We start from the raw sequence: 22,552 nt of genomic DNA, 5'->3' as shown, positions 1-22,552 counted from the left end.
AGAGCAGCCTATTCTTCAACACGCGTGTTGTGGAGATTTTTTTTGCGGAAATAGCGATCAACTAACTCCGCCGGCGGTGGGGGCGTCATCAGTGTCACGACATAGACAGCAATGAACGAAACGAATAGCCCGATCACGACCGGATCAAAATCGAAGAGTTGATACGGGCGGACATTCTGGAAGAAATCTTCAAACATGAAGATGCCCGCCACATACATCGACAAGTGAGCCGCAAAGCCCGCCAACATTCCCGAGATCACCCCAGGTGCATTGGCCCGCGGCCAATACAGGGTGAACACCATCGGCCCCAAGAAGCAGGCCGCCAGCCCGCCGCCCGTGTAAACGATGATGTCCTGCAGGTATTGCGGCGGATTCAAGGCGCCAAGCATGGCCCCGGATCCGACGACAAATGTGCAGGCATAACTCAGCAGTTTGACCGTCTTTTCCGACGCCTTGGGGTTGATGTTCCGCTGATAAATGTCGCGCACCACAGCAGAGGAAATCATCAACAAAAAGCTGTCCACAGTAGACATGACAGCCGCAAAGGGCGCTGCCACCAGCAATCCCGCCAACCACAACATTCCCACATTTTTCGTCAACAGAATCGCCATCTCAGGCATGATGCGATCGGTCGTCGAGTCCATACCCGGAAGCAAAATCCGCGCACAGCAGAAGATCACCACCAGTGGAAAGTAGATGAAGGAGAAATACAACGTGACGGTAAAGATCGACCGTCGCAGCGTTGTCGAACTATTGAATGCCATCAACCGGACCATACTACTCGGCTGCCCGGCTCCGGAGATTGCCCACATAAAGAAGAAGGAAATCGCCAGGGAAAGCGGCAAAAATCCGTTCGAGTTGCTTTTGTGCGGACCGGGACCGACGACATACACGCCCCGCTTCCCGGCGCCGAATTCGTATTCGCTGACCTCAATGTCGCTGAGTTGGTATTCAACTGGCAATTGATCGGTGACGGGATCGCGTTCCAACTGGCCTTTGATACGGGCGATTTCCTCAGGCGTGGTGATCTCGACGACATCCACTTCCTCCACCTGGGTTCCTCCCGGTGGAATCGAGGTGTTCTTAGATACGCGAAACAACCGAGCTTGCTGATCTTCACCCGGAGCCTTCAGCCAAGTTTGTGCCTGCAGTACGAAACTGTCCTGTTGCGGCTCAGAGAGTTGCAATGTCACCGTCCCAATCCGGGGCGGCGTCATTTTAGACATTTCCTCCGTGGCATGCTGCATGCCGCCCGCCTGCCAAATGGCCAAGGGCAGCATAATCATCACGCCGATGACCATCACGACCCCTTGCATCACATCGGTCCAGACAACCGCGTGAAATCCGCCATATGTCGTGTAGATAATTACGGCGACCCCGAATGCGAACAAGCAAATCAGATAGCCAGGATCCACAGCAGCCAAAAACGGTACGCCGGCCGTCATCTCATTCACACTAGCGGTCGCGTCGTGATAAAGTTCGACATCGCTCAACAGCGTCGTCAGGATTGTCGCCCCGGCTTTGAATTGCGCCACCAGGTTGAAAGTCATGAAAAACACGATGAGCAGCGTCGCTAAAATCCCAAACGCCGCGCTGTGAAAACGATCGCGCAATACATCGGGAACCGTAATCGAGCCGGAGATGCGGGCGACTTGGTTGATTCGCTTGCCCAACAAACCCATGGCACAGATCGGCACCACCATGTAACTGCCGATCCACAGTGCCAATGTCCACCCGTGGGAATAAATCTTCGAGGGAAAACCAGTAAAACTTCCCCCCGAGGCACTCGTCGCAGCGAACGTTAGGGCAAAAGCCCACACGCCCAAACTCCGACTCCCCAAGAAATACTCGCTCATGAAGCTTTTGGATTTGAGCAGTTGGTTCGACATGGCCGCCAACCCGAACACGGCCAGCGTATAAGCCAGAAACGTGTACAGAGCCGCATTGGAACCGGCTGCTAAAACCGGTGTGATAATGAGTCCGTCGCTCATGGGTTTGCTCCCTTTTGCTCCGCGTCCATTTCGGAGATTTCTTCAGCGAGGTCACTTCCCTCGTTCGCGACGCCTAGGTCGTCATCCTGCATGTAAAAGAAGCAGAACCAAATCGTAAACACATTCGAGAGCAGCCAAGGGACTAAAATCCCCCAACAGACCCAACTGGGAACACCCATGTAGGTCGAGAAGGTCTCCGGATTGAACTCCTCATCGCTCGGCGGATAACCGTAGAGGTAGCAGTAGGGAACGGACCAAGCTAAACAAATGAGCCAGACACTAAAAATGATCCATGCCTCACGGCGGGCGTTGAGAAATACCGGGTCAAACGATTGATCATCGCGAGCTGGCTCGCGGGAGACTGCATTCATAATAGTTGTTGGTCCCCGGGACTCTCCTTGGTCGTAGCATCAATAGATTATCAAATGACGATTGTAATGACGCCAGCGCGTAGTTGCAAAAGGGATGAGGCCCAACTTTTTCATCAAGTGCCGGTTGGCTCCGCTGCTTCTCTCACGGTTGTTCCTGTCATTGCTGGGGGACAGAACAACAGGAAAGGTGCATTTTTTCAAGTTTTTTGTTGCCATAGGCTGGTATTTTGGTACAAACGACTGCACTTTGTGGTTGTCGTTTTTGACAATAACAGCAAGATGTTGTGTCTCATGTGGCACTCCAGATGCAAGGACGGTACCGGAAAGAGGCTTTCCAAAAACGGTGGACCTCTTTTCAGACTTCCAACCGCGTCGCGATTTTCAAGGCGATGTCTCCATTGCCAATCGCAACGCAGATGAGTTCGTTCTGCTCTCGCAAACAGATTGTTCTGACTCGGCACGCTTGGTCCTGCCATCCCGCAATGGGATTGTTCACTTTCTAAAAATCTCGTCACCGCCGATTCAGCGGTATTCATAGAAATGTTCGCCGGTAATCTTCCGTAGCGTTCGACGATCATCACATCTCAGAGAAAACTTCAGCAAAGTTCATGGATTGAACCTTTGGCGTAGGAGAACCGCATGAATAGCAATCTTTCACAGTTTCATGCGCCCCGTCCGCAATCAAAGTGCTTGGAATTTCACCCGAGCACCGCACTAGCCTCGCACCCGGATTGTGCTGCGCTCTACCAAAAAATTTCCGACATCAAAATCGAATTCGTTGCCTGCGAAATGTTCTCCATCCCCGCCGCCCAGGAAAAGATTCTAGCGCCGGAACCGCTCGCCGAGGATACCGCCCACGAACGATTCCTGAACGAATCGGTAAAGAAACCCCCATCCGGCATCCCCCCCTATCTGGCGAGTCTCTACGAGACGCCGCTACTCACTCCCGAACAGGAATTCCACCTGTTCCGGAAAATGAATTTCTACAACTACCGGGCAGCCGAACTGCGGGCCGCTGTCGATGCTGACACCGCCACTTACCGGCAACTCGAAACCATCGAAGGGCTACTTCAGCAGGCGCACGCGATTCGCAATCAAATTGTGCAAGCCAACCTCAGATTGGTCGTTTCGATCGCCCGCCGTTTTGTCGATACGGCCAATTCGTTCGAAGACCTTGTCAGCGAAGGAAACGTACCTTTGATTCGCGCCGTCGAAATCTTTGACTACACGCGGGGCTACCGTTTCAGCACCTATGCCACCTGGGCGATCCGCAACAGCTTCGTACGGTTCACGCCGCGCAGTCGGCGGCGTTCGGCGCAATATCTCACCGGGACCCAGGACTTATTCGAAGAATTTTCCGACGCAGGCATCAGCCCCACCGAGTACGAACGCGAGCATCGCCAAATGACCACATTGGTCTCCAGCATGCTGGCCAGTCTCGACAACCGCGAACGGACGATTGTCATGTCCCGTTTCGGGCTGGATGGATCGGGAACCAAAATGAAGTTCCGCGAAATCTCCAGTCAATTGGAAATCAGCACCGAACGGGTCCGGCAAATCGTCGCCCGCGCCTTGGCCAAACTCCGCACCACACTCGCCGAATCCGGCACCGATTGCTTTGATCTCCGCTCATAGAGTTGGCGGTGAGGCGTGAAGGGACAGGCGTGAGGTAATGCAGTCTGGGTGAGTGTTGGGCTGTTGGCTAGTTTTCCGACTTGGAGTTGGGAAAATCACTTGTCCTACGTGAGAAAGGTGCGTCGCGAGGCACCCTACGTTCTCTGCTTGTGACCTTGGAATTCCCTAGGTACGATTCACTTTGTGCGCTATTCCCTATGGCTACCGGTCACTTCTTCTCTTCGCAACACCATGAACGACGATCGTTTCCACGCTGCCTCGCCGACCGCTGCCCGCGCTGCTACCAATTGGCGGAAACGAACCCTCGTGATCGTGGTGCTTGTCGCGGGCTTGGCTGCCGGCAGCTATGCCTTTTTTGCACGCCAGCAACCGCCCGGCGAAGAGACGCTCAAGCGGGCCACGCAGGCGTTGTTGGACGAAGATTACAACGCCGCCGAACGCCATGCGAACCTAGTACTGGACATTCACCCGCAGTCCGGCCGGGCACTGATGATCGCCGGTGAAGCGGCCGCCAAACTCCGCCGCTATGGCGATGCGGTCAATTATTATGGTCTAATCCCAGAACAGGATCCGGCCGCCCCGTTGGGACTGGCCGCCGCGGCCGACATCCTTCTGAAGAGCGGACAACTTGCCGATGCAGCGGCGCGGCTGCGGCGTTTGGTTCTGATCGATCCCGCCGATCAACGCGCGGCACGGCAGATGGCCTTTGTGCTGGACATCTCCGGACAACGCTGGGCCGCCGAACGGTATCTCTTTCAATTGGTGCGAACCGGCAATGCCAACTTGGACGAACTGTTGTTATTAGGCGACCGCCGAACATTGCTCACCTTGCCACACAACGAGGAAGTTGATAACTCTCGCTCCTCGGTCGATCCGTTCGTCGTGCTTGCAATCGCCAAACAGGCGGTCCGTCGACAAGAGTGGGATGTCGCGGAACCCTTGCTACAGGAATTGATTGTCAACTCTCCCAAGCTTGTCGAAGCCCATGCGCAGTTGGGCATCCTGCGGCAGGAATCCTCGCCCTTGCCCGCTTGGCAAGCCTGGCAAGCAGCGTTGCCCTCCGAAGCGGACCGGCATCCTGATATTTGGGTTGTGCGGGGAAATCTCGCCGCACAAACAGGCAACATGCAAACAGCTGCCCGATGCTACTACGAATCGCTGCGTCTGGACCCGAATCATCGTCAGGCGAACTACCTGCTGGGCCAAACATTGACCGCTTTAGACCGCTCCTCGGAGGCTGCACCGTTTTTCGCACGCTCTGAAGTCATGCAACAATTGGAACAGGTTTTGTTTGAGATCTATCACGCGGCCGACCGCACCGCTGATCCGGACCTGTTGCGCCGTGCGGCTGAACTCAGCACATCGGTCGGCCGTTACTGGGAAGGCTACGAATGGGCGAACCATGCCGTGGCTGCCGGCGCTGACTTGTCATGGGCCACTCCGTTTGTGGAACAGACCAAAGTCGCGTTGAATACAATTCCCCCCCGAACGCATCGTCCAGCGACACCGGTTTCCGATATCAACCTGTCGGATTACCCGTTACCCCAGAGTGATGCCACGAACCCCAGCGAGGGTCGCCGCCCGTCGCTGGCCAACAGTACCGCCACGATCACTTTTGCCGATGTTACAAAAACGGCCGGCATCAACTTCACATACTTCAACGGAGGGAATGCCACTCAGGAAACAAAGAAGATGTACGAATTCACGGGCGGCGGCATTGCCGTGTTGGATTACGACAGCGATGGCTGGCCCGACATCTATTTCACGCAAGGCTGCACCTGGCCGCCGGTCGCGGGACAAACCGAGTATCTCGACCGCCTGTATCGCAATCGCGGCGACGGCACGTTCGAGGATGTCACCACCGCCGCTGGAATCGTCGAAGACCGCTTCAGCCAAGGAGTCACCGCTGGCGATTACAACAACGACGGACACACTGACCTTTTCGTCGCCAACATCGGCCGTAATCATCTGTACAAAAACAATGGCGACGGCACGTTCAGCGATGTCGACGATTCAATCGCCACGCAAGACGAAGCCTGGAGCACCAGTTGTGCGATCGCCGATTTCAACGGCGACGGCCACCCCGATATCTATGCCGTCAACTACCTCACCGCTGCGGACATCTACGACGTGGAATGCGAGTTCCCCTCCGGCTATCGCGGGCTGTGTCCCCCACAACGATTTGAGGGACAACAAGACCGTCTGTTCCTGGGCACCGGCGACGGCCAATTTCGCGACGCCACCGACGAGACCGGTATCGGGGTCCCCCACGGAAAAGGTCTCGGGCTATTGGTCGCTGATTTTACGGGGAACCAACGACTCGATATCTTCGTCGCCAATGACGGCGTTGCCAATTTCTTTTTTCGCAACACCACCCCCACCGACAGCCAGAAATTACACTTCACCGAACAAGGACTCGCCTCGGGGACCGCTTTGAATTTCGAGGGGGTTGCCGAAGCCGGCATGGGCATTGCCTGTGGAGATGTGAATGGCGATGGGCAACTCGATTTATTTGTCACCAACTATTATCAGGAATCCAACACGCTGTACTTGGGACGCGGCGCCGGATTTTTTGAGGATGCCACCCGCCGCGCCGGCCTGCATATCGTGAGCTTGCCGTTCCTGGGATTCGGCACGCAGTTCCTCGATGCCGACCTGGATGGCGACCTGGATTTAGTGATCGCCAATGGTCATGTCGACAATCCTCCCGGCGACCCCAAACCGTATCACATGCGTCCACAACTCTTCCGCAACGATGGCACAGGCCGGTTTCAGGAATCCGCAGCAGAAAGCCTCGGCCCCTATTTTGAAGCCTCACATCTCGGCCGCGCTCTGGCCAAGATCGATTTCGACGGCGATGGCCTGGAGGATATCCTCGTTTCCCATCTCGACGCACCAGTCGTGCTGCTCAAAAACACAACCCCGCGCCCCGGCAACTCCCTCACCCTCCGCCTCCGCGCGACCGGGTCCCCCATCGACGCCTTGGGGACAACCGTCATGCTGACCGCTGGGAAGCAAACTTGGCAACGACAACTCACCGCCGGCGATGGCTACCAAGCCAGTAACGAGCGGCAACTCGTTTTCGGCCTGGGCCGGCATTCAACGATTGATCGCTTACAAATCCACTGGCCCTCCGGCCACGAACAAGTCTTCACGGACGTCGCTGTCGGTCATACATTAGAAATCACTGAAGGCGAAACTCCCCACCCGATCGTGCGAAAACGTCCCGCTACTGAAACGGCCGAGTGATTGTTTTCCGTGCGCCCCGCTGAGCGCACAAAAAAACCGCTTGCAACTGCAAGCGGCGATTCCACGATTGGACCAGCGCGTCACTACGACGGCGAGAAGCCCAAAAATATCCCCGCCACGATGGGAGCGATCGACGCGATTTGCAACAAAAACGGCCGGCCGGCTTTGTTCCAATGGATGACCAAAAAGAACAGCGACACAAACGGCAAAAACAGACAGCCCAAGCCCCACAGGATGTTTTCCGAAAACGCTTCAAACAAAAACCAGAGCCCCCCGGCAATGCTGCCCAACATGCCGAGATAAAACAACGTCATTCCAAAGATTTCCATGCGATGTTCCTTATTGATCAAGAGCCGCAGAGATTTGCCTAGCGAAGCGAGAAAACGGCGCAGCATCTCCTCGCACCAGTCACGCTGAACCGTATGTCGCGTGAGCGCATCCCGCAGAGTTTTTTGCGGGATTGGCAGCAGGCCTCACGGCGCCGAAGAACGGTTATGCGGAATTTGCTGGCAATACGGCATCAATTGTTGATAGCTCTTCGGTCGGACGGCTGCCTGCCGCAGCCCGGAATCATTTGGCCGAATGGATGTTTGGTTGAATTTGTTACCGGGTTGTGCGACCTCCACGAATGATGTGGGAAGCACTTGCCTTCGCGCGAAGGGGCCGCATAGGTCAGCAATCACAAATATCGATATACAATTCCTTCGAATTCCCGTATATGTTAAGGACACGTCAGTAGCGAGCGCCGCCCCGAAACTTCCAATTGGATGAGGAAGAGATGCTGATTAAAACCAAGCGAAAACTGTTATGGATCGCGCTGATCGGCACGATGCCATTCTTAGTTGTTACGATAATTTGGGGTCTGTTCCTCTTGAACTGTATTAACCCCATGCAACTCGCCTTCATCTCAGATTTCGAGATCGAGAATAAAACGCAACAGACTATCTGGGTCACACCGGTGGGGACATTCAACTCCGGCTTCAAGGCTGTTTTACCCCAATCAATGGCGGCTTTCCCAGCGATTCCCGCATGGCATTCTCGTGACCTACCGATCGCTCCCGGTGCGCGCCGCCGGGTCTACTATGATTGGGACGACATTAACTTTTCGGAAATCGTTGTGCGTGACGCGGTCGGTACGGTCGCCGTACAGCTTGTCGATGCCCACCCGCCCACAAAAGATTACTATGCCAACAAAATGGCTCTCTATGAGATATCCGACATTGGAACACTTCCAAAACCAACACCCGCTGTGACGAAAGCCGTTTCACCTCCGCCACACCAAACTCTTTTTTGGACTCTTGCTGTGTGCGGGCTGTTAGCCCCATTTCCCTTAATCTGGATCCGGCGACAGTTTCGACGCTTGCCCAAAATGCACGCGACACCAATCAGTTGATATTGCGGCGTCGGGAGAAATATCAATGTTAGTGCTTACCCGCGAGGTGGGGCAAAAGGTGATGATCAATGGCGACATTGCGGCGACAGTGTCGGCCATCGGACGCGACTTTTGCGACGTAAACATTAGTCATCGCGACGGTCGCCTGATCAGCAACGTGACTCTTCGTATTGGCATGAGCCGCCAGGAATTGGCGCACGGCGTGTGGGGTCACCTTGCCAATGTGGCACCTCAGAAAAAGGTTCGCTTAGCTTTTGAAGTCCCCAATGGCGTCACGGTTGTACGAGAAGGTTAAGGACGGACATCAGACGCAGCTCGGAATCATTTGGCCGAAGGCCTCTTTCCACCATAGCCTGAGGCAACGCCCCAGGTGGGAGAATCAATAGGTCCCGTTTGGCCGAAGGCCATGTACACCGCTGGCCATGCAGTCCTGTGAATTTGACCGGTGGCCAAATCAATGTTGGGTTGGGATCGCATTCCAGGGGCGATGCCCCAGGCTAAGGTGTCGAATGGCCTTTGGCCATTCTTTTGCATGGAACGCCTGATGTGCTAAACGACGTGCCTTACACGCGATCAAATGATAGGTTCATTCCCCAATACATCCGCCGCAATGGAACTGGTTCGACGACCTAAATACTCGTCCCACTCACATCCACCACAGTGGTGTCGCGGTGCGAAAAATCATCGACCGAAGCGTCGCGATCTGGGCGAGGGATTGTCGCTATCAAAGAGCGTCACAGTGGTGCTGATAGACGTGCAAATCAACGCGCAACAACCATGAAGAACAGGCAAATCTTCGACGCGTAATGTGCATCATGTATCGGCTCGTAAACCGCCGCTGTTGGTCGCCATGGGGCGTGGACAGGGAAAAACGACGCTTTTTCCCTGTTTTCTGCGGGAAAAAGGCGGAAATTCGTGCGAGTGTACATTGACAACTTGCTTGCACGAGACTTAACTACTACACCAATGACGCTTGATATTGCGGGCGCAACGGCGAATTGGCCTTGGATGGGCGAGTGGAATTCGTTGCCGTGAAATCAAGACAAATGAGATTACCCACCAGTGTTGCGGTATCCGCTTGACCCCGATGGAATAGGAGCAAACATGGCGAAGAAAGCAGCAACCCTGAAGCCGTTGACCAAGACCGAGATCCTCGCTTCCTTGGCAGAATCAACCGGCTTGACGAAGAAGGAAGTCGGCACCGTTCTTGAGGAACTTGGCAGCCTGATCGGTTCGAGCCTTGGCAAAAAAGGCCCGGGCGTGTTCAACGTTCCCGGCTTGATGAAGGTCAAGGTTGTCCGCAAACCGGCTACCAAAGAACGCGAAGGCATCAACCCCTTCACCAAAGAACCACAAATCTTCAAAGCCAAACCAGCACGCAACGTCGTCAAGATTTTGCCGCTCAAGGGATTGAAGGACATGGTCTAAGCGACCGTTTGGCAACGTGCCAAACTACGGAATCAACCTGAAAGCCCATTCCGCATCGCGGTATGGGTTTTCTCTTTGACCTGCTGCAATAGACCAAACAGGAACGACTCATGCCCAAGCCGTTGGTGGTCATCAATGTCGTCGGACTGACGCATGAACACCTCGGTCCGCACACTCCCAACATCACAGCGCTCGCTGCCGATGGATTTGCGCAACCGCTGGGCACAGTCCTCCCCGCCGTCACGTGTTCTGCGCAAACCACGTTGCTCACCGGGTTGACGCCCCGCGAGCATGGGATTGTCGGCAACGGCTGGTATTTTCGCGACCTCTCCGAAGTCTGGTTGTGGCGGCAATCGAATCGTCTGGTGCATGGTGAGCGGATCTACGAAGCGGGCCTCCGCCGCGATCCCGCGTATTCAACCGCCATCATGTTTTGGTGGTACAACATGTACGCGCGGGCCAATTGGTCCATGACGCCCCGTCCCAGCTATCCGGCGGACGGCCGCAAGGTCTTCGACTCGTACAGCCAGCCGCCGGAGTTGCGTGACCGCCTGCAAGAAAAATTCGGCGTGTTTCCCCTGTTGCGATTTTGGGGAGCAGGAGCCGACATCACCAGTTCGCGCTGGATCGCCGATGCCTCCGTTGAGGTGATGACCACACACAGCCCGTCACTCACGTTAGTTTATCTACCGCATCTAGATTACAACCTGCAGCGACTGGGACCGGACGACCCGGCTATCGCTGAGGATTTGAAATTGGTCGATGCCGAAGCGGGCAAGGTGATCGACGCAGCCCGCGCGCGCGGCGCGGAGGTCGTGGTGCTTTCGGAATATGCAATCACCGCCGCGCAAAAGCCGGTCCACATCAACCGCGTTCTGCGTGATTCGGGTTATCTGCAAGTTCGCATGGAACCGCTCGGCTGGGAAACGTTGGACTGCGGAGCCTCCCGAGCGTTTGCCGTCGCCGATCATCAAATCGCACACGTCTATGTGGAGCGTCCCGAAGATATTCCCACCGTCAAAAGTCTACTGCGCACGACCGACGGCATTGAACTGGTGCTGGACCGGGAAGAGCAAGCGGAGTTTGGCATCGACAACGCACGGTCGGGAGAATTGGTAGCTGTCGCCGCGCCTCAGGCATGGTTCACCTACTACTTTTGGCTGGATGACGAGTTAGCACCTGACTACGCGCGAACAGTCGACATCCACCGCAAACCGGGCTACGACCCGGTGGAACTGTTTCTCGATCCGAAGCTGCTCGCCCCCAAACTGCGCATCGCGTCTCGGCTACTCAAAAAGATGCTCGGTTTCCGCTACTACATGGATGTCGTCGGGCTGGATGCAAGCATCGTTCGCGGCACGCATGGCCGACTGCCCACGCCCGGTCGCGAAGCTGCCGAAGCCCCAATCTTTGTCAGTTCGTCCAAAGCCATTGAACGCAACGACATCCCCATGACAGCTGTGAAGCAGATGCTGCTCGACCTGCAATTCAACTAATGATTGGCTGAATATGACACGAAAACGCACTAGTCGTCACTCATAGTCGTACTTCACCACCCAGGGGTCCTTGGTTTGTTCCTGAAATGCCCGCAGCTTCGCCTGTAACTTTCGTAGCTCATCCGCATAGGCCGGATCGTCCGCGAGGTTTTCGATCTCTTTGGGATCCTCAGAGATGTGATACAGTTCGTGCCGTGGGCGATGCAGATAAGCGTCGACACTGCGGCTGCCGTAATAGGAATCCTGCCGCTTGAGCACCCCTTGCCACGTCAGCGAGTCGTGTAGATCCGAGGCGAACGGAAACGGCAACTGGTGCGCCAAATTCAACACGTATTTGTATTTATCGGTGCGAATCACCCGCATCGGATAATACATGGTGATCTCGTGAAAGGTGTGCGACCCGAACACCTGATTCCACCCCTCAGGTTGTTCCTCTTCCAATACGGGTAAAAACGATCGGCCATGCAATGGATAATCCGGCCCGGCTGCGCCGGTGAAATCGAGAATCGTCGGAACCAGATCGACCCAACTCACCATCGCCTCGGTCCGCACGCCGTGCCGTTTCTGATCAGGAGACCGCACGACCAAGGGCAGATTCATTCCTGGGTCATACAAATTCGTCTTAGCACCGGGGAAAGGGATGCCGTTATCGCTCAGATAAATCACAAGCGTATCATCCGCGTGCCCCGTGTTCTCTAAAGCTTGCATCAACCGCCCCAAACCTTGATCGGCGCGATTCACCGCTTGGTAGTATTCCGCCAATTCCGCGCGCGACTCCGGGCTGTCGGGCAGGTAGTGCGGCACGATGACGTCGTCGGGGGAGACCTTGTTTTCCTTCACGCCGGGATACTGCCGGTTGTTTGCAAAGCCAACCCGAGCACGGTGTGGATCGGCGGTGCAGAAGTAAAGGAAAAACGGCCGATCATCTTTTTCACGGATAAACTTCTCCGCATTCTCCGCCATCTGCACGGTGCTCCGCGAACCGCCGTCAAGTCCTTTGTTCGCATACGTCTCGAAGTGATACGTCGCCTCGGGCTGCACGTGGTACTTGCCGATTGAGCAAGTGCGATACCCCGCTTTGGCCAGCAGGACCGGCAGACTCTTCACGAATTTCAATGTGTGAAAATTGTGGTAGCTATGTTGATGCCCATATTGCCCGTTGGCGTGATTGTGTAATCCACTGAGAATCACCGACCGGCTGGCACTACAACTAGCGGTCGTGCAAAACGCCTGCGTGAACAACGTCCCCTCAGCGGCCAGAGCATTGAGATGTGGTGTGGTAATCTGATCGTTGCCATAACAGCCCGCATCCAATCCCTGATCGTCCACGACCATCATCACCACATTCCGTGGCGGGGCAGCTACGACAGTCGAACAGGTCAGCACAAACGTTACTGCAATCGCGGCGATCAAACGCAGCATGAGCGGGCCTTTCCAAAAACAAGACGGCAATAGTTATGCGCGTTGAATGGCGGTAATTTTCCTACTGAGTCGCTTGCCATAACAGTCTGTCACCCGACGACCGGGCAATTTCTAGTTTTTCGACCGGTTGTTAGCCGTTCGGCTCAAGCGTTCAAACGTGCCGAAATCTCGGCGACAACGTCGGCCAATGGAATCCGTGATTGTTCTAACGAATCGCGATCCCGCAATGTGACGGTGTTGTCCTCGGCCGTTTGACCGTCAATTGTGATGCACCACGGCGTGCCGATTTCGTCTTGCCGTCGATACCGTCGGCCGATGGCCGCCTGTTGGTCGAACGTGCAAGCGATGCCGGCTTGCTTCAGATCGCGATACAGCCCAGCTGCCGTTTCGGGCATGCCGTCTTTTTTGATCAACGGGAAGACAGCTACCTTGATCGGGGCCAATTGCGGATGAAATTTCATATACACCCGCGTTTGCATCTTGCCCTTTTCGTCCGGCTGCTCATCCTCTTGATACGCTTCGCAAAGAAACGCCAACGTCGCTCGGTCCGCACCGGCGGCCGGTTCGATGACGTGCGGCACGAATCGCTCGCGGGCCTGATCGTCGAAGTACCGCAGATCCTTGCCGCTGCCACGATATTTTGGTTGACCATGCTCATTTTGTTCGACAACCAACTCTTGGTTCTCATCGAGCACCAACTTGCCTTCCATATGAGAACGCAAGTCAAAGTCGGCGCGGTGTGCGACGCCTTCCAGTTCGCCGTATTCGCCGTCGCTGAGGAACGGATAGGCGTATTCAATATCAGCAGTCCCCACCGCATAGTGTGCCAACTCTTCGGGCGTATGATCCCGCAAAATCAGACGATCGCCTGCCAGCCCGTATTTCACATACCACTCGTACCGTCGGTCGCGCCAATATTCGTACCATTTGCGTGAATCATCCGGATGGCAGAAAAACTCCATTTCCATCTGCTCAAATTCCCGCGAGCGGAACGTGTAATTCCGCGGCGTGATTTCGTTGCGAAAACTCTTGCCGACCTGGGCAATGCCGAACGGCACCTTGACCCGGCCGCTATCGACCACGTTTTTGAAGTTCATAAAGATGCCCTGTGCCGTTTCAGGCCGCAAAAAGGCAGTGCCTTCTTCACCCGCCATTGCGCCGACGGTCGTTTTGAACATCAGATTGAATTCGCGAGGCAGCGTTAATTCGCCGCGGCATTTCGGACACCCGGCTGCCGGACCGCCGACAGGGGCCGCTTTCAAATAGTCGTCCAGGCTCATTGTCACCTGTTCGCACTCAATATCGTCGCCAAACTCCTTTTTGTATTGACCCACCGTCTGATCGAGTCGTTTCGACTGCGTTTTGGACAAGCCGGTGCCCGTTTCCGCATCGACGATAAATGTTTCGCATGCGACCGGTTTTTTGTCACCCGTGGTTCGCCGAACAGCCACCGTCACATGATCCACGCGAAAACGACTTTTGCATTCTTTGCAGTCGACCATGAAGTCGTGGAACAGATCGTAGTGCCCCGAGACCTTCCAGACCTGCGGGTGCATGATGATCGAACAATCCAAGCCGGTCATCGAAAACGACGACGGGGCTCCCTCCAGCACGCTCAATTCGTCGTGCCGCGTAATCATATCCTTCCACCACGCCTCTTTGACGTTGCGCTTCAATTCCACACCGAGCGGACCGTAATCCCAAAAACCGTTCAGCCCGCCATAGATCTCCGAAGACTGAAAAATAAAACCCCGCCGCTTACACAGGGCTACAATCTTGTCCATTTCCTTGGCCATGCTGATCTTTCTGTCTCGAAAACGTTTGCAACGCTGATGTTCGGTGTTTTTTCACCACGGAGGCACGGAGTAAACTAGACTGTAGTCCATAGACTGTAGGTTTTAGGGTTGGTCGATCATATCTTTCCTAAAGCCTAGGGTCTAAAGTCTACAGCCTTTTTCCTGCTCCGTGCCTCCGTGGTGAATTCTGTTTGTTTAAACGGCCCCAGCCACATTCTAATGCGGTCGGGCGGATTCACAAGCACTCGTTGGCGGGTGGATTATTTCGCTGGTTTCAGCCCCGATGGCAGATGCCACTGAGAGTTGAAAACGTCGGCGAATACGGTCTCTTCCTGGTATTGGTCGCCGGTCTCGTCCTGCGTGAATTTTTGCACGGCAATGTCCCCCAATCGCGGAAACAACCAGGAATTGGAAGATTTGAAATCCTTTTCGTGCATCGTGTGGCCGGAATTGACCACGACGTAGCGCCGCGGGTTCAACGGATTGGGATAGACCAACGACAGGCCGTGCAGGTTCGGGTCATAGTCGACACCCTCGACCGTAATTTTGTCTTCAGTCCATTGGACCGGCAGCTTGGCAAGCACTTTGGCCAGCAGGGAATTCGAGCCAGGATCGCCGAAGAGCACCAGGTTTTTGTTCGCGATCATCTCTTCGGTGACCTGTGTGTCGTCGATGACCAGTACTTTGCCCCGCAGCCATTTGTCGAACTCCGCCGCAAATCGGTCGAGCGTCCAGGTCGCCCAATCGTGATTCGCTTGCGACCACGGCTTGCCGGTGCCCCGCACGCAGACAAACGGTTCCATAAAGGCGTCATCAATCGGGCCTTGCAGATCGTGGCGTTTGTGCAGATCGGGATTTTCCGCAAACCTTTCCGCCTGGTCCGCGGTCAGTTTTCGCCATTTCTCCCCCTCAAGAACCAGTGTTTCCCAAACCACTTCGTCGGTTTGCGGCGGCTCGAAGCTGATGTAACTGCTGTCGATGAGCAGATTCGGCGAGATACGGGGATCAACCTGCAGCGCGCTGACGTTGGTCGTGGTGACCTTCAACGCGTCATCGGCAACGACTTCGGAGGCCACAATCGCCGGTTGATAAACCAGCGGCATCTCCTCAATCGTCAGCCATTCGCAACGATTGTATTTCAGCGAATACGTTATGAAGCGGATCTCCTTTTGTCCCGGCTGGGCAGGGCGGCCTGTTTGGGAATGTAGGCGATGAAACTCCATGAACTTCTTTAAGCTCTCCGGATCAAACTTGTGCCCCATCCCCGGGCCGATCAATTGCACGATGTCTACCGCATATTTTTTGGCAGCTGCCACGCTCATTGTGCTGGCGAGCAACTGCGCGTCCTTCTCCCCACCGTAGGTGATCACCGACACATTGTCGGCATTGAGCGCGTAGTCGACGGCATCATAAATGTGCAGCAGATGATGCTGATGGGCTGGCCGGAGTTCGGTTTGTTTTTGATACGTATAGAAATCCACAAACCCCGCACCCGCTCCGACCGAGGACCACAGCGACGGATGATGCAGGCCCAAATGCCATGCGCCCGCTCCCCCCATTGAAAACCCCCACAACGTGATGCGGTTGTCCTCGATGTTGTAGCGGCTTTTTACGTCGGCGATCGCCTCGAACACATCGGTCTCACCCGCCCAGCGATAGGCGTTGTTGGTCCGTCCATAGACATCGAGTTGAATCCAATCCTGCCCACTCTCTGGCGGACGATTGTCGTGCTGCTTGATGAAGGACACTTCATTCATCCGGCCATTCCGGCCGTGCAATTTGACGTACAGCGGCCACTGCTTGTCCGATCCAGGGGTGTAATTCAGCGGCAGTGACAAAGCATAAGGTTGGACCGACTCATCAACGCGCGAAACATAGCCTCGTGCCGTCGTGCCGATCTTTGTGGTCCAGGGCGATTTCCCTTCTGCCAGTTCACGAACCCGCTGTTGGCCTAACTTGAGCACCACCAACGTTTGTTTGGCGTAGTTCTCACGATAAAACTCACTGTGCCGCGCGATCCAATCTGCCGCCTTAGAATAAATCTGCACATCGGCCATCAATTGCGGCCCAATTTTTTGCGCATCGAGTTCGGCAATGCTCTTGTCTAATGTCGCCCGTTGTTCACGGATCTTAGCGAGATCCTCATCCGAAGCAGACTGTGCATAAAGTGGAGACGCCGCCGCGACGACTAAAAACAAAGCGATTAGCAGCCCGCGGGCCGAACGTATTTTGGAATGGTACATCATGTTGGTTTTCGTCAAATCCCCAGGTGATCAATAAAACAGCCATTCAACTAAGAGCCGGATCGATCCGCTTCAAACTCCGCCTGCTTATGAGCGCCGTCACAAAATGGCCGGTTCGCGGACTGTCCGCAACGGCAGAGCACAAAATCATCGCAGTCGCCGACGTCAATTTCGTTTCCTTGCGAATCAACCAGCTTGACCGGTCCGCTAACTAGGTACGGTCCGCGATCGCGTACCTTAATGGTGACCGATTCCGGCATCAACTTGTTCCCTTCGCCGAGATTATTCATTTTGGATTTCTTCAATCCGTTTCCGGCAAGCATCGATCTCTCGTTCCACACGAGCGACCTCATCCGGTTCATCTGTCTGTTTGCGTGCGGATGTCAGGACCTGTTGTAACTTGGACATCTTTTTTCGCTCAACGTCCAACTGCTTTTTCTGCTTCTTATTCAGAGCCATCAGCGATGCCTTCTTGGCAAAATTGTGATCAAAACGGACACCCTGTTTTTTGACGTGTTGCGTTGAGAGCTCGGCACGCAACACGTTGCTTCAATTCTAACACCACAGACGACTTAGCTCCACACCCCCGCCCCAAGAGCTCACCCGCCCCATTCGCATTTTCATCAGGCCATTGGTATCGTCATGAAAACGGTATCGTCCTGAAACCATTCCCCCCGTCGAGGTTCGGGAGAAACATCCATGCTAGTCGGCTATGTCAGTAACGAACGCTATGTCGCTCTGTGCGACGTCGCTTTGGAATTCAACAACGAATCGAGCACCGTACAGGCTCGCTCCTCGGCCTCCGGAGCCGTGCATGCCGACATCTCGCCGGGGACCTACCAGGTCGCCCTTCAGCATCCCGGCTACGGTTCCAAGCGGGTCACGATGACTGTCGATCCGGACCAACCGTATCATTTCCGGTTACTCACAGATTGTCTGTTGGGCTACATGTGGCCCAAAGCGGCCGCTGCCGGGGAAACCTCGGAATTTCGCGTCCATGCGGTCGAAGAGTACCGACTGGAGTTGTGGCGGTACGGAGCGGAGAAACAATTCATCCGCCGTATCGGTACCTTCGACGAACATGGTCCGCGGGCCACGATGCAGATCACCCCCGACGGCGACTACACACAAACCGGTGTCCAGTGGAACGACCAGGGCTACAACCGCGTCGCCCAAGGCCAACACCTCACGGCTCCTGATCGCAGCGGACTGTACTACTTGCACGCCCGCACAAAATCGGGCGACTTCTTTTCCTTCCCGTGGGTCGTCTCCCCGGCGAAACCACAATCTCGCGTAGCTGTCTTGGCCAGCGACTTGAACTGGAACGCCTACAACAGTTTCGGCGGCCGCAGTAATTACATCATGCCGGACGAATTTCCCGCTGTGCCGATCGTCAATTCCCGCCAAGAATTGGAACGGTATACCCGCGCGGACCATTTCAATTACGGCAGCGAAACCTATCCGCCGTTGTCGCTGGATCGCCCCGAACCGTATAACCACATCGACGAACGGGAACAACTCAACGATCCGGTCGAAAGCCGCCAAGGCTGCCATCTCGCGCCGACCGAATGGCGGTTTTTAGGTTGGATGGAACAACAAGGTCTCGATTACGACCTGTACAGCGAAAGCCAATTTCATTTCGATCGGTTTCAGCTAGATGACTACCGCACGTTGATCATCACCACGCATCCGGAGTATTGGACGCGGCACATGTACACCACGCTCAAAACCTGGGTCTACGAGCGGGGCGGGCGACTGATCTATCTCGGCGGCAACGGCCTGAATTGCGAGGTGGAATTTCAGGGGGACGACCATCGCGTTGTGCATCATAACGGCCTCTGGCATCACCCGCCCATACTGGTCGAGCATTTCGGCACACCGGAGATGCCCTACGAAAGTCGCATGCACGCGCGGCTGGAATCCGAAGCGAACCTGCTGGGTGTGGTATTCACCTTCGACGGCGCCATGGGAGCAGCGCCCTATCGCGTCGTCGACGAAACGCATTGGTGCTTCGCCGGGACAGGCTTAAAAAGCGGGGACACCTTCGGCCACGAAAGTCAAAACCGCCGCGTCCCCGGTGGAGCATCGGGACACGAAACCGATAAGGTCTCTCCCAGTTCGCCGAAGAATTTGAAGATCCTCGCCCAAGGGACCAACCCCGGTGCCGGCGGAGCGCACATGATCCATTACGAAACACCGACCCACGGCGAGGTCTTTTCGGTCGGCAGTATCACTTGGCCGGCGAGCCTGCTGATGGACGAACAGGTCTCCACCATCACCGCCAACGTCATCCGCCGCTTCACGCAGGCGTGAAGCTTTGCTGCCAATGCAATACGAATTTAGCCACAGATTGAACACAGATCAAACACAGATTTTGTGAGCCGTTCATCCCAGGCTAGGTTGCCCCCACCGCTGGATCAACGTGCGTCGTCCTCTAAATATAATGGGACGCACAATCACTTTTCATCTGTGTTCTTTCCGTGTTTCATCTGTGGCTAAGAATTCAAACAGCAACCCGTGGCCACTAGTGCCAAGTGCCGTCTTTGCCGAGTTGAATTTTGTACTTCGCTGCCGGGTCGCCCAGATCGAGTTTGTCGCCCACTTCCCATGCCGGTCCGGTGGAGTAGGAATTGACTCCCCGCGGCGGGTAGTGGATGCGGTCCAGGTTGACGTGCGGACGGTATCCATATTCGTACCAGGTTCGCTGGTCCAGCCAATACGAATCCAAGTCTTGCTGTTTGACGATGGCGCCCAGGTCGCGCCGTCCCAGAATGTTTTCTTTGCCGGTGACGTTTTGGGCATCACCGAACGCGCCGGTCACGTCTTGCGCATCGGCGGTCGTGGCCAACGGCGCGACGGCCAAGATGCCGGCAATCACCCATTTGATTTGCAGAATATTTCGCATTGCACTTCTCCCAAAAGGTGTATTTTGCAGTTGTGTTGATTTTGCTTGCCTGAAAACTCGAAAGCAGGCGTTATTTTTTCAACGCTTTGACTTCCGCCCGCAATTCTTGGACTTCCTTCAAAACGGCCTGCATTGTGATTTCCAGACGTTGATTCTGTTCCATCAACCGCCGGAACATTTCGGCGTTCATGTCCTTGGCACTGACGCCGGCAAAATTAGCCGATTTCGGATCGCGCGGGTCGCGACGCATCATTTCGTGGATATAACTTTCGTGAAATTCCCGCAAGCTGCCCACGATAGCGGCAAGTTCCACTTCGTTGTCGCCCCGCATCACCGTGATCGTCAGTGCAGAACCTGGTTTGGATTTTTCAACAGCTTCGATCAGCATTTTCGGTGATGTCAATTTTTTATTGCCCACACTGACAATTTTATCGCCAACGCGAACACCCGCACCCGCCGCCGGACCACCCGGAAAGACCTTCTTGACCAGGGCTCCCCCTTTAGATTTCTCATCCAGCACCACACCGACCCAACCAGCGCTGGCCGCTGCGGCAGGTTTCGCCCCCTTGTCGGCTGCGACACTCGTTGAACTTTGGCCCAAAGCCAGTCCCAAGAGCACCAGCACGGTTGCGGCACCACCCCATTTGAGCATTGACATCGTTGACTCCTCACCTCGATTAGTAAGCGTTAACCTGATTTGCATGAACAACAAGACGAGTTTCGCCCCGATTCTCCACCAGCAGTGAAGTCAATATACGTTAAAAACGTGGTCTGGGCGATGTTTGAAATTGTATCCTACTTTACGGCATATTGCAGCAGTTTTCTTTGATTCTCCCCATGCGCGGTCAATAGAACGACCGCCTGGAAAATCTCCGCAAGCGCATGAGATCAATGTGCTTTCCAGAACGAAGGCACAAAGAGCACTAGAATTGCAAACAGTTCCAACCGCCCTAACAACATACAAACTGTCAACAAAACTTTTCCTGCTCCGGAAAACCCCGCATAGTTCTCTGTGGGGCCGACGACCCCGACACCGGGACCAATGTTGTTTAGCGTCGCGGCAACGGCGCTGGCACAATCCAACAGTTTCTCGGCCCTGTGCGGTCGATGTTCGTCCGCCATTTCAGCCACGGACAATGTCGTATCGCGCCATTGATCGTCCGTTTCGATCGCCGCCAGCAACATCCAACTGCCGATATAGATGGTGAGAATCAAACAGAAATAAACCAAAACATCATGCCGCAATGAATTGTCCAACGTGACCCCCGCAATTCGGAGTGGACGCACCACATTCGGGCGAAACGCTTGCTCGATCTCCAACCGCATGATCTTGGCAAACAATACAAAACGAATCACTTTCAGCCCGCCCCCGGTCGAACCAGCGCAGCCTCCCACGAACATCAATAACAAGAGCAGGCCTTTAGAAAATTCGCTCCAGCGATCGAAATCATCCGTACCGAATCCGGTCGTAGTCATGATGCTGACGACTTGAAAACTTGCGTTTCGAAAAGCATCGAGCACACTTTGATAATGCTCGATCCAAAGCAAATCCATCGTCAATATGATGGTGGCGACAAAAATAATCGTAAGATAGGCGCGGAATTCCACGTCGCTAAACAGAGGCTTGAATCGCCCCCACCACCCCTCGCCGTACAACGGATTACGTCGCTGTAAAGTGACGAGGTAAAACAACGTAAAGTTGGTCCCGGCGGCGATCATAAAAATGATGATCGTGTATTCGATCAGCGGGCTATTGAACCCGCCGACACTCCCATTGAGCGTACTGAACCCGCCGGTGGCCATCGTGGCAAACGTATGGCACAGCGCGTTATAGATCGTCATTCCTTCCAGCTGCAAAATGCCGACCAAGATGGCGCTGAGCACCACGTAGATCACCCACATCACGATCGCCTGTTCGCGAACGCGAGGCCGCACTGATTCCGAAATCGGTCCAGGGACTTCCCGCCGCATCAGCGCCTTACCCGCTGCTCCCAGTTGGCCCAGGATGGCAACAAACAAGACGATGATGCCCATCCCCCCCAACCAATTCGTAAAGCACCGCCAAAACATGATGCAGCGCGGAATCTCCGTAGGGTCTTCCAATTCCGTCAGCACCGAGGCCCCGGTCGTCGTAAATCCCGAAACCGACTCAAAGACTGCATCAGGAATCGACATCGGCGTCTCGGCATCCCGCATGGTGCCGGAGAACAAATAAGGCAACGCGCCCAGCAATCCGGCCAAGATCCAACCCAGGCCCACGATGGCCAGGGCCTCTTTGCGCAGAATCGTGCTATGTTCCTTCCTCCCCAGGAACGAGAGTGTGCCCCCCACCCCCAAGCTGACGCCAATTGCTGAAATCAGTCCCCAAAAACCATGGAACTCAAACTCCGTCGTCTGGCCGAATTCAGGAAAGGCCCAGGGCAAACTGAACACCATCGACCCGCCGACCAACATCGCCAACAAGCCCAGCATGCGACACAGAAGCAGCCAATTCATAGAAGTTGATCTGTCGTAAACTGAGTAGTTGAAAACCGAAAGGCCGTCCGCAAGCAGGTAACCATTCCTGCCCTGGCCGCAAAGCGCAATAGTTTAACCGGTCGTCATGCAACACAACAGCCACGCT

At 55.0% G+C, this 22,552-nt stretch carries 18 protein-coding genes; 7 read left to right on the top strand and 11 right to left on the bottom strand.

Going from position 1 to position 22,552, the window contains the following annotated elements; translation table 11 throughout:
- Positions 1 to 8 precede the first annotated feature (8 nt).
- Together CA54_RS13220 and CA54_RS13215 are read right to left on the bottom strand one after the other, a co-directional pair.
- Complete coding sequence (locus tag CA54_RS13220) at positions 9 to 1,991, bottom strand: sodium:solute symporter family transporter (RefSeq protein WP_146371209.1); 1,983 nt, start codon at positions 1,989 to 1,991, stop codon at positions 9 to 11.
- Positions 1,988 to 2,362 (bottom strand): DUF997 family protein, encoded by a 375-nt coding sequence (locus tag CA54_RS13215; protein WP_146371208.1) that lies wholly within the window; start codon positions 2,360 to 2,362, stop codon positions 1,988 to 1,990. Before CA54_RS13215 ends, CA54_RS13220 begins: the two co-directional genes overlap by 4 nt.
- Positions 2,363 to 3,001: 639 nt before the next feature.
- On the opposite strand from CA54_RS13215, the gene CA54_RS13210 reads away from it, so the two are divergent.
- Both CA54_RS13210 and CA54_RS13205 read left to right on the top strand, forming a co-directional pair.
- On the top strand, positions 3,002 to 3,997 hold the full coding sequence (locus CA54_RS13210; RefSeq protein WP_146371207.1) for a sigma-70 family RNA polymerase sigma factor: 996 nt from the start codon (positions 3,002 to 3,004) through the stop codon (positions 3,995 to 3,997).
- An 882-nt stretch (positions 3,998 to 4,879) separates the two neighbouring features.
- Positions 4,880 to 7,246 (top strand): FG-GAP-like repeat-containing protein, encoded by a 2,367-nt coding sequence (locus tag CA54_RS13205; protein ID WP_390816751.1) that lies wholly within the window; start codon positions 4,880 to 4,882, stop codon positions 7,244 to 7,246.
- Between the two features lie 83 nt (positions 7,247 to 7,329).
- Here CA54_RS13205 and CA54_RS13200 read toward each other — a convergent pair whose 3' ends face one another.
- The gene (locus CA54_RS13200; protein WP_146371205.1) at positions 7,330 to 7,575 is read right to left on the bottom strand and encodes a hypothetical protein; all 246 of its coding nucleotides are present in this window, start codon (positions 7,573 to 7,575) and stop codon (positions 7,330 to 7,332) included.
- A 449-nt stretch (positions 7,576 to 8,024) separates the two neighbouring features.
- Here CA54_RS13200 and CA54_RS13195 point away from each other — a divergent pair, with 449 nt between their 5' ends.
- The 4 genes from CA54_RS13195 to CA54_RS13180 all read left to right on the top strand — a co-directional run bounded on the left by CA54_RS13195 (position 8,025) and on the right by CA54_RS13180 (position 11,563).
- Positions 8,025 to 8,639: a hypothetical protein gene (locus CA54_RS13195; RefSeq protein ID WP_146371204.1), complete on the top strand. Its 615-nt coding sequence runs from the start codon at positions 8,025 to 8,027 to the stop codon at positions 8,637 to 8,639.
- A 25-nt stretch (positions 8,640 to 8,664) separates the two neighbouring features.
- A complete protein-coding gene (locus CA54_RS13190; RefSeq protein WP_146371203.1) occupies positions 8,665 to 8,934 on the top strand; it encodes a carbon storage regulator in 270 nt (89 codons plus the stop codon).
- 809 nt (positions 8,935 to 9,743) lie between these two features.
- Positions 9,744 to 10,067, top strand: a complete 324-nt coding sequence (locus CA54_RS13185; RefSeq protein ID WP_146371202.1) for an HU family DNA-binding protein — start codon at positions 9,744 to 9,746, stop codon at positions 10,065 to 10,067.
- A gap of 110 nt (positions 10,068 to 10,177) precedes the next feature.
- Positions 10,178 to 11,563: an alkaline phosphatase family protein gene (locus CA54_RS13180; protein ID WP_146371201.1), complete on the top strand. Its 1,386-nt coding sequence runs from the start codon at positions 10,178 to 10,180 to the stop codon at positions 11,561 to 11,563.
- Between the two features lie 36 nt (positions 11,564 to 11,599).
- Here the strand turns inward: CA54_RS13180 and CA54_RS13175 are convergent, their stop codons facing one another.
- From CA54_RS13175 to CA54_RS13155, 5 genes are all read right to left on the bottom strand, one after another.
- Positions 11,600 to 12,985, bottom strand: coding sequence for a sulfatase family protein (locus CA54_RS13175; RefSeq protein ID WP_146371200.1), 1,386 nt, complete (start codon positions 12,983 to 12,985; stop codon positions 11,600 to 11,602).
- 143 nt (positions 12,986 to 13,128) lie between these two features.
- Positions 13,129 to 14,781 (bottom strand): glycine--tRNA ligase, encoded by a 1,653-nt coding sequence (locus tag CA54_RS13170; protein ID WP_197532433.1) that lies wholly within the window; start codon positions 14,779 to 14,781, stop codon positions 13,129 to 13,131.
- A 260-nt stretch (positions 14,782 to 15,041) separates the two neighbouring features.
- Positions 15,042 to 17,027, bottom strand: a complete 1,986-nt coding sequence (locus CA54_RS13165; RefSeq protein ID WP_146371199.1) for an alpha/beta hydrolase-fold protein — start codon at positions 17,025 to 17,027, stop codon at positions 15,042 to 15,044.
- A 47-nt stretch (positions 17,028 to 17,074) separates the two neighbouring features.
- Positions 17,075 to 17,314 (bottom strand): CDGSH iron-sulfur domain-containing protein, encoded by a 240-nt coding sequence (locus tag CA54_RS13160; RefSeq protein ID WP_231963051.1) that lies wholly within the window; start codon positions 17,312 to 17,314, stop codon positions 17,075 to 17,077.
- Positions 17,307 to 17,567, bottom strand: a complete 261-nt coding sequence (locus CA54_RS13155; RefSeq protein WP_146371198.1) for a hypothetical protein — start codon at positions 17,565 to 17,567, stop codon at positions 17,307 to 17,309. The genes CA54_RS13160 and CA54_RS13155 overlap by 8 nt, the downstream gene beginning before the upstream one ends.
- A gap of 156 nt (positions 17,568 to 17,723) precedes the next feature.
- Between CA54_RS13155 and CA54_RS13150 the strand changes: the two genes are divergently transcribed.
- Complete coding sequence (locus tag CA54_RS13150) at positions 17,724 to 19,337, top strand: N,N-dimethylformamidase beta subunit family domain-containing protein (RefSeq protein WP_146371197.1); 1,614 nt, start codon at positions 17,724 to 17,726, stop codon at positions 19,335 to 19,337.
- A 211-nt stretch (positions 19,338 to 19,548) separates the two neighbouring features.
- Here the strand turns inward: CA54_RS13150 and CA54_RS13145 are convergent, their stop codons facing one another.
- The 3 genes from CA54_RS13145 to CA54_RS13135 form a co-directional block, all read right to left on the bottom strand.
- Positions 19,549 to 19,929, bottom strand: coding sequence for a hypothetical protein (locus CA54_RS13145; protein ID WP_146371196.1), 381 nt, complete (start codon positions 19,927 to 19,929; stop codon positions 19,549 to 19,551).
- A 70-nt stretch (positions 19,930 to 19,999) separates the two neighbouring features.
- Positions 20,000 to 20,587, bottom strand: coding sequence for a PDZ domain-containing protein (locus CA54_RS13140; RefSeq protein WP_197532432.1), 588 nt, complete (start codon positions 20,585 to 20,587; stop codon positions 20,000 to 20,002).
- Between the two features lie 230 nt (positions 20,588 to 20,817).
- Positions 20,818 to 22,425: a TrkH family potassium uptake protein gene (locus CA54_RS13135; protein WP_146371194.1), complete on the bottom strand. Its 1,608-nt coding sequence runs from the start codon at positions 22,423 to 22,425 to the stop codon at positions 20,818 to 20,820.
- Between the last annotated feature and the right edge of the window lie 127 nt (positions 22,426 to 22,552).

The organism is Symmachiella macrocystis, from assembly GCF_007860075.1.
GTDB lineage: Bacteria > Planctomycetota > Planctomycetia > Planctomycetales > Planctomycetaceae > Symmachiella > Symmachiella macrocystis.
Note: the sequence above shows the minus strand (reverse complement) of the source record. Positions and strands in the feature narration are given on the sequence as shown.

What these genes read in the sequence shown, in the direction of transcription:
- CA54_RS13145 (WP_146371196.1), bottom strand. Translation starts at nt 19,929, where the DNA reads ATGCGAAATATTCTGCAAATCAAATGGGTGATTGCCGGCATCTTGGCC.
- CA54_RS13140 (WP_197532432.1), bottom strand. Translation starts at nt 20,587, where the DNA reads ATGTCAATGCTCAAATGGGGTGGTGCCGCAACCGTGCTGGTGCTCTTG.
- CA54_RS13200 (WP_146371205.1), bottom strand. Translation starts at nt 7,575, where the DNA reads ATGGAAATCTTTGGAATGACGTTGTTTTATCTCGGCATGTTGGGCAGC.
- CA54_RS13150 (WP_146371197.1), top strand. Translation starts at nt 17,724, where the DNA reads ATGCTAGTCGGCTATGTCAGTAACGAACGCTATGTCGCTCTGTGCGAC.
- CA54_RS13185 (WP_146371202.1), top strand. Translation starts at nt 9,744, where the DNA reads ATGGCGAAGAAAGCAGCAACCCTGAAGCCGTTGACCAAGACCGAGATC.
- CA54_RS13190 (WP_146371203.1), top strand. Translation starts at nt 8,665, where the DNA reads ATGTTAGTGCTTACCCGCGAGGTGGGGCAAAAGGTGATGATCAATGGC.
- CA54_RS13165 (WP_146371199.1), bottom strand. Translation starts at nt 17,027, where the DNA reads ATGATGTACCATTCCAAAATACGTTCGGCCCGCGGGCTGCTAATCGCT.
- CA54_RS13160 (WP_231963051.1), bottom strand. Translation starts at nt 17,314, where the DNA reads ATGAATAATCTCGGCGAAGGGAACAAGTTGATGCCGGAATCGGTCACC.
- CA54_RS13210 (WP_146371207.1), top strand. Translation starts at nt 3,002, where the DNA reads ATGAATAGCAATCTTTCACAGTTTCATGCGCCCCGTCCGCAATCAAAG.
- CA54_RS13215 (WP_146371208.1), bottom strand. Translation starts at nt 2,362, where the DNA reads ATGAATGCAGTCTCCCGCGAGCCAGCTCGCGATGATCAATCGTTTGAC.
- CA54_RS13170 (WP_197532433.1), bottom strand. Translation starts at nt 14,781, where the DNA reads ATGGCCAAGGAAATGGACAAGATTGTAGCCCTGTGTAAGCGGCGGGGT.
- CA54_RS13180 (WP_146371201.1), top strand. Translation starts at nt 10,178, where the DNA reads ATGCCCAAGCCGTTGGTGGTCATCAATGTCGTCGGACTGACGCATGAA.
- CA54_RS13175 (WP_146371200.1), bottom strand. Translation starts at nt 12,985, where the DNA reads ATGCTGCGTTTGATCGCCGCGATTGCAGTAACGTTTGTGCTGACCTGT.
- CA54_RS13195 (WP_146371204.1), top strand. Translation starts at nt 8,025, where the DNA reads ATGCTGATTAAAACCAAGCGAAAACTGTTATGGATCGCGCTGATCGGC.
- CA54_RS13220 (WP_146371209.1), bottom strand. Translation starts at nt 1,991, where the DNA reads ATGAGCGACGGACTCATTATCACACCGGTTTTAGCAGCCGGTTCCAAT.
- CA54_RS13135 (WP_146371194.1), bottom strand. Translation starts at nt 22,425, where the DNA reads ATGAATTGGCTGCTTCTGTGTCGCATGCTGGGCTTGTTGGCGATGTTG.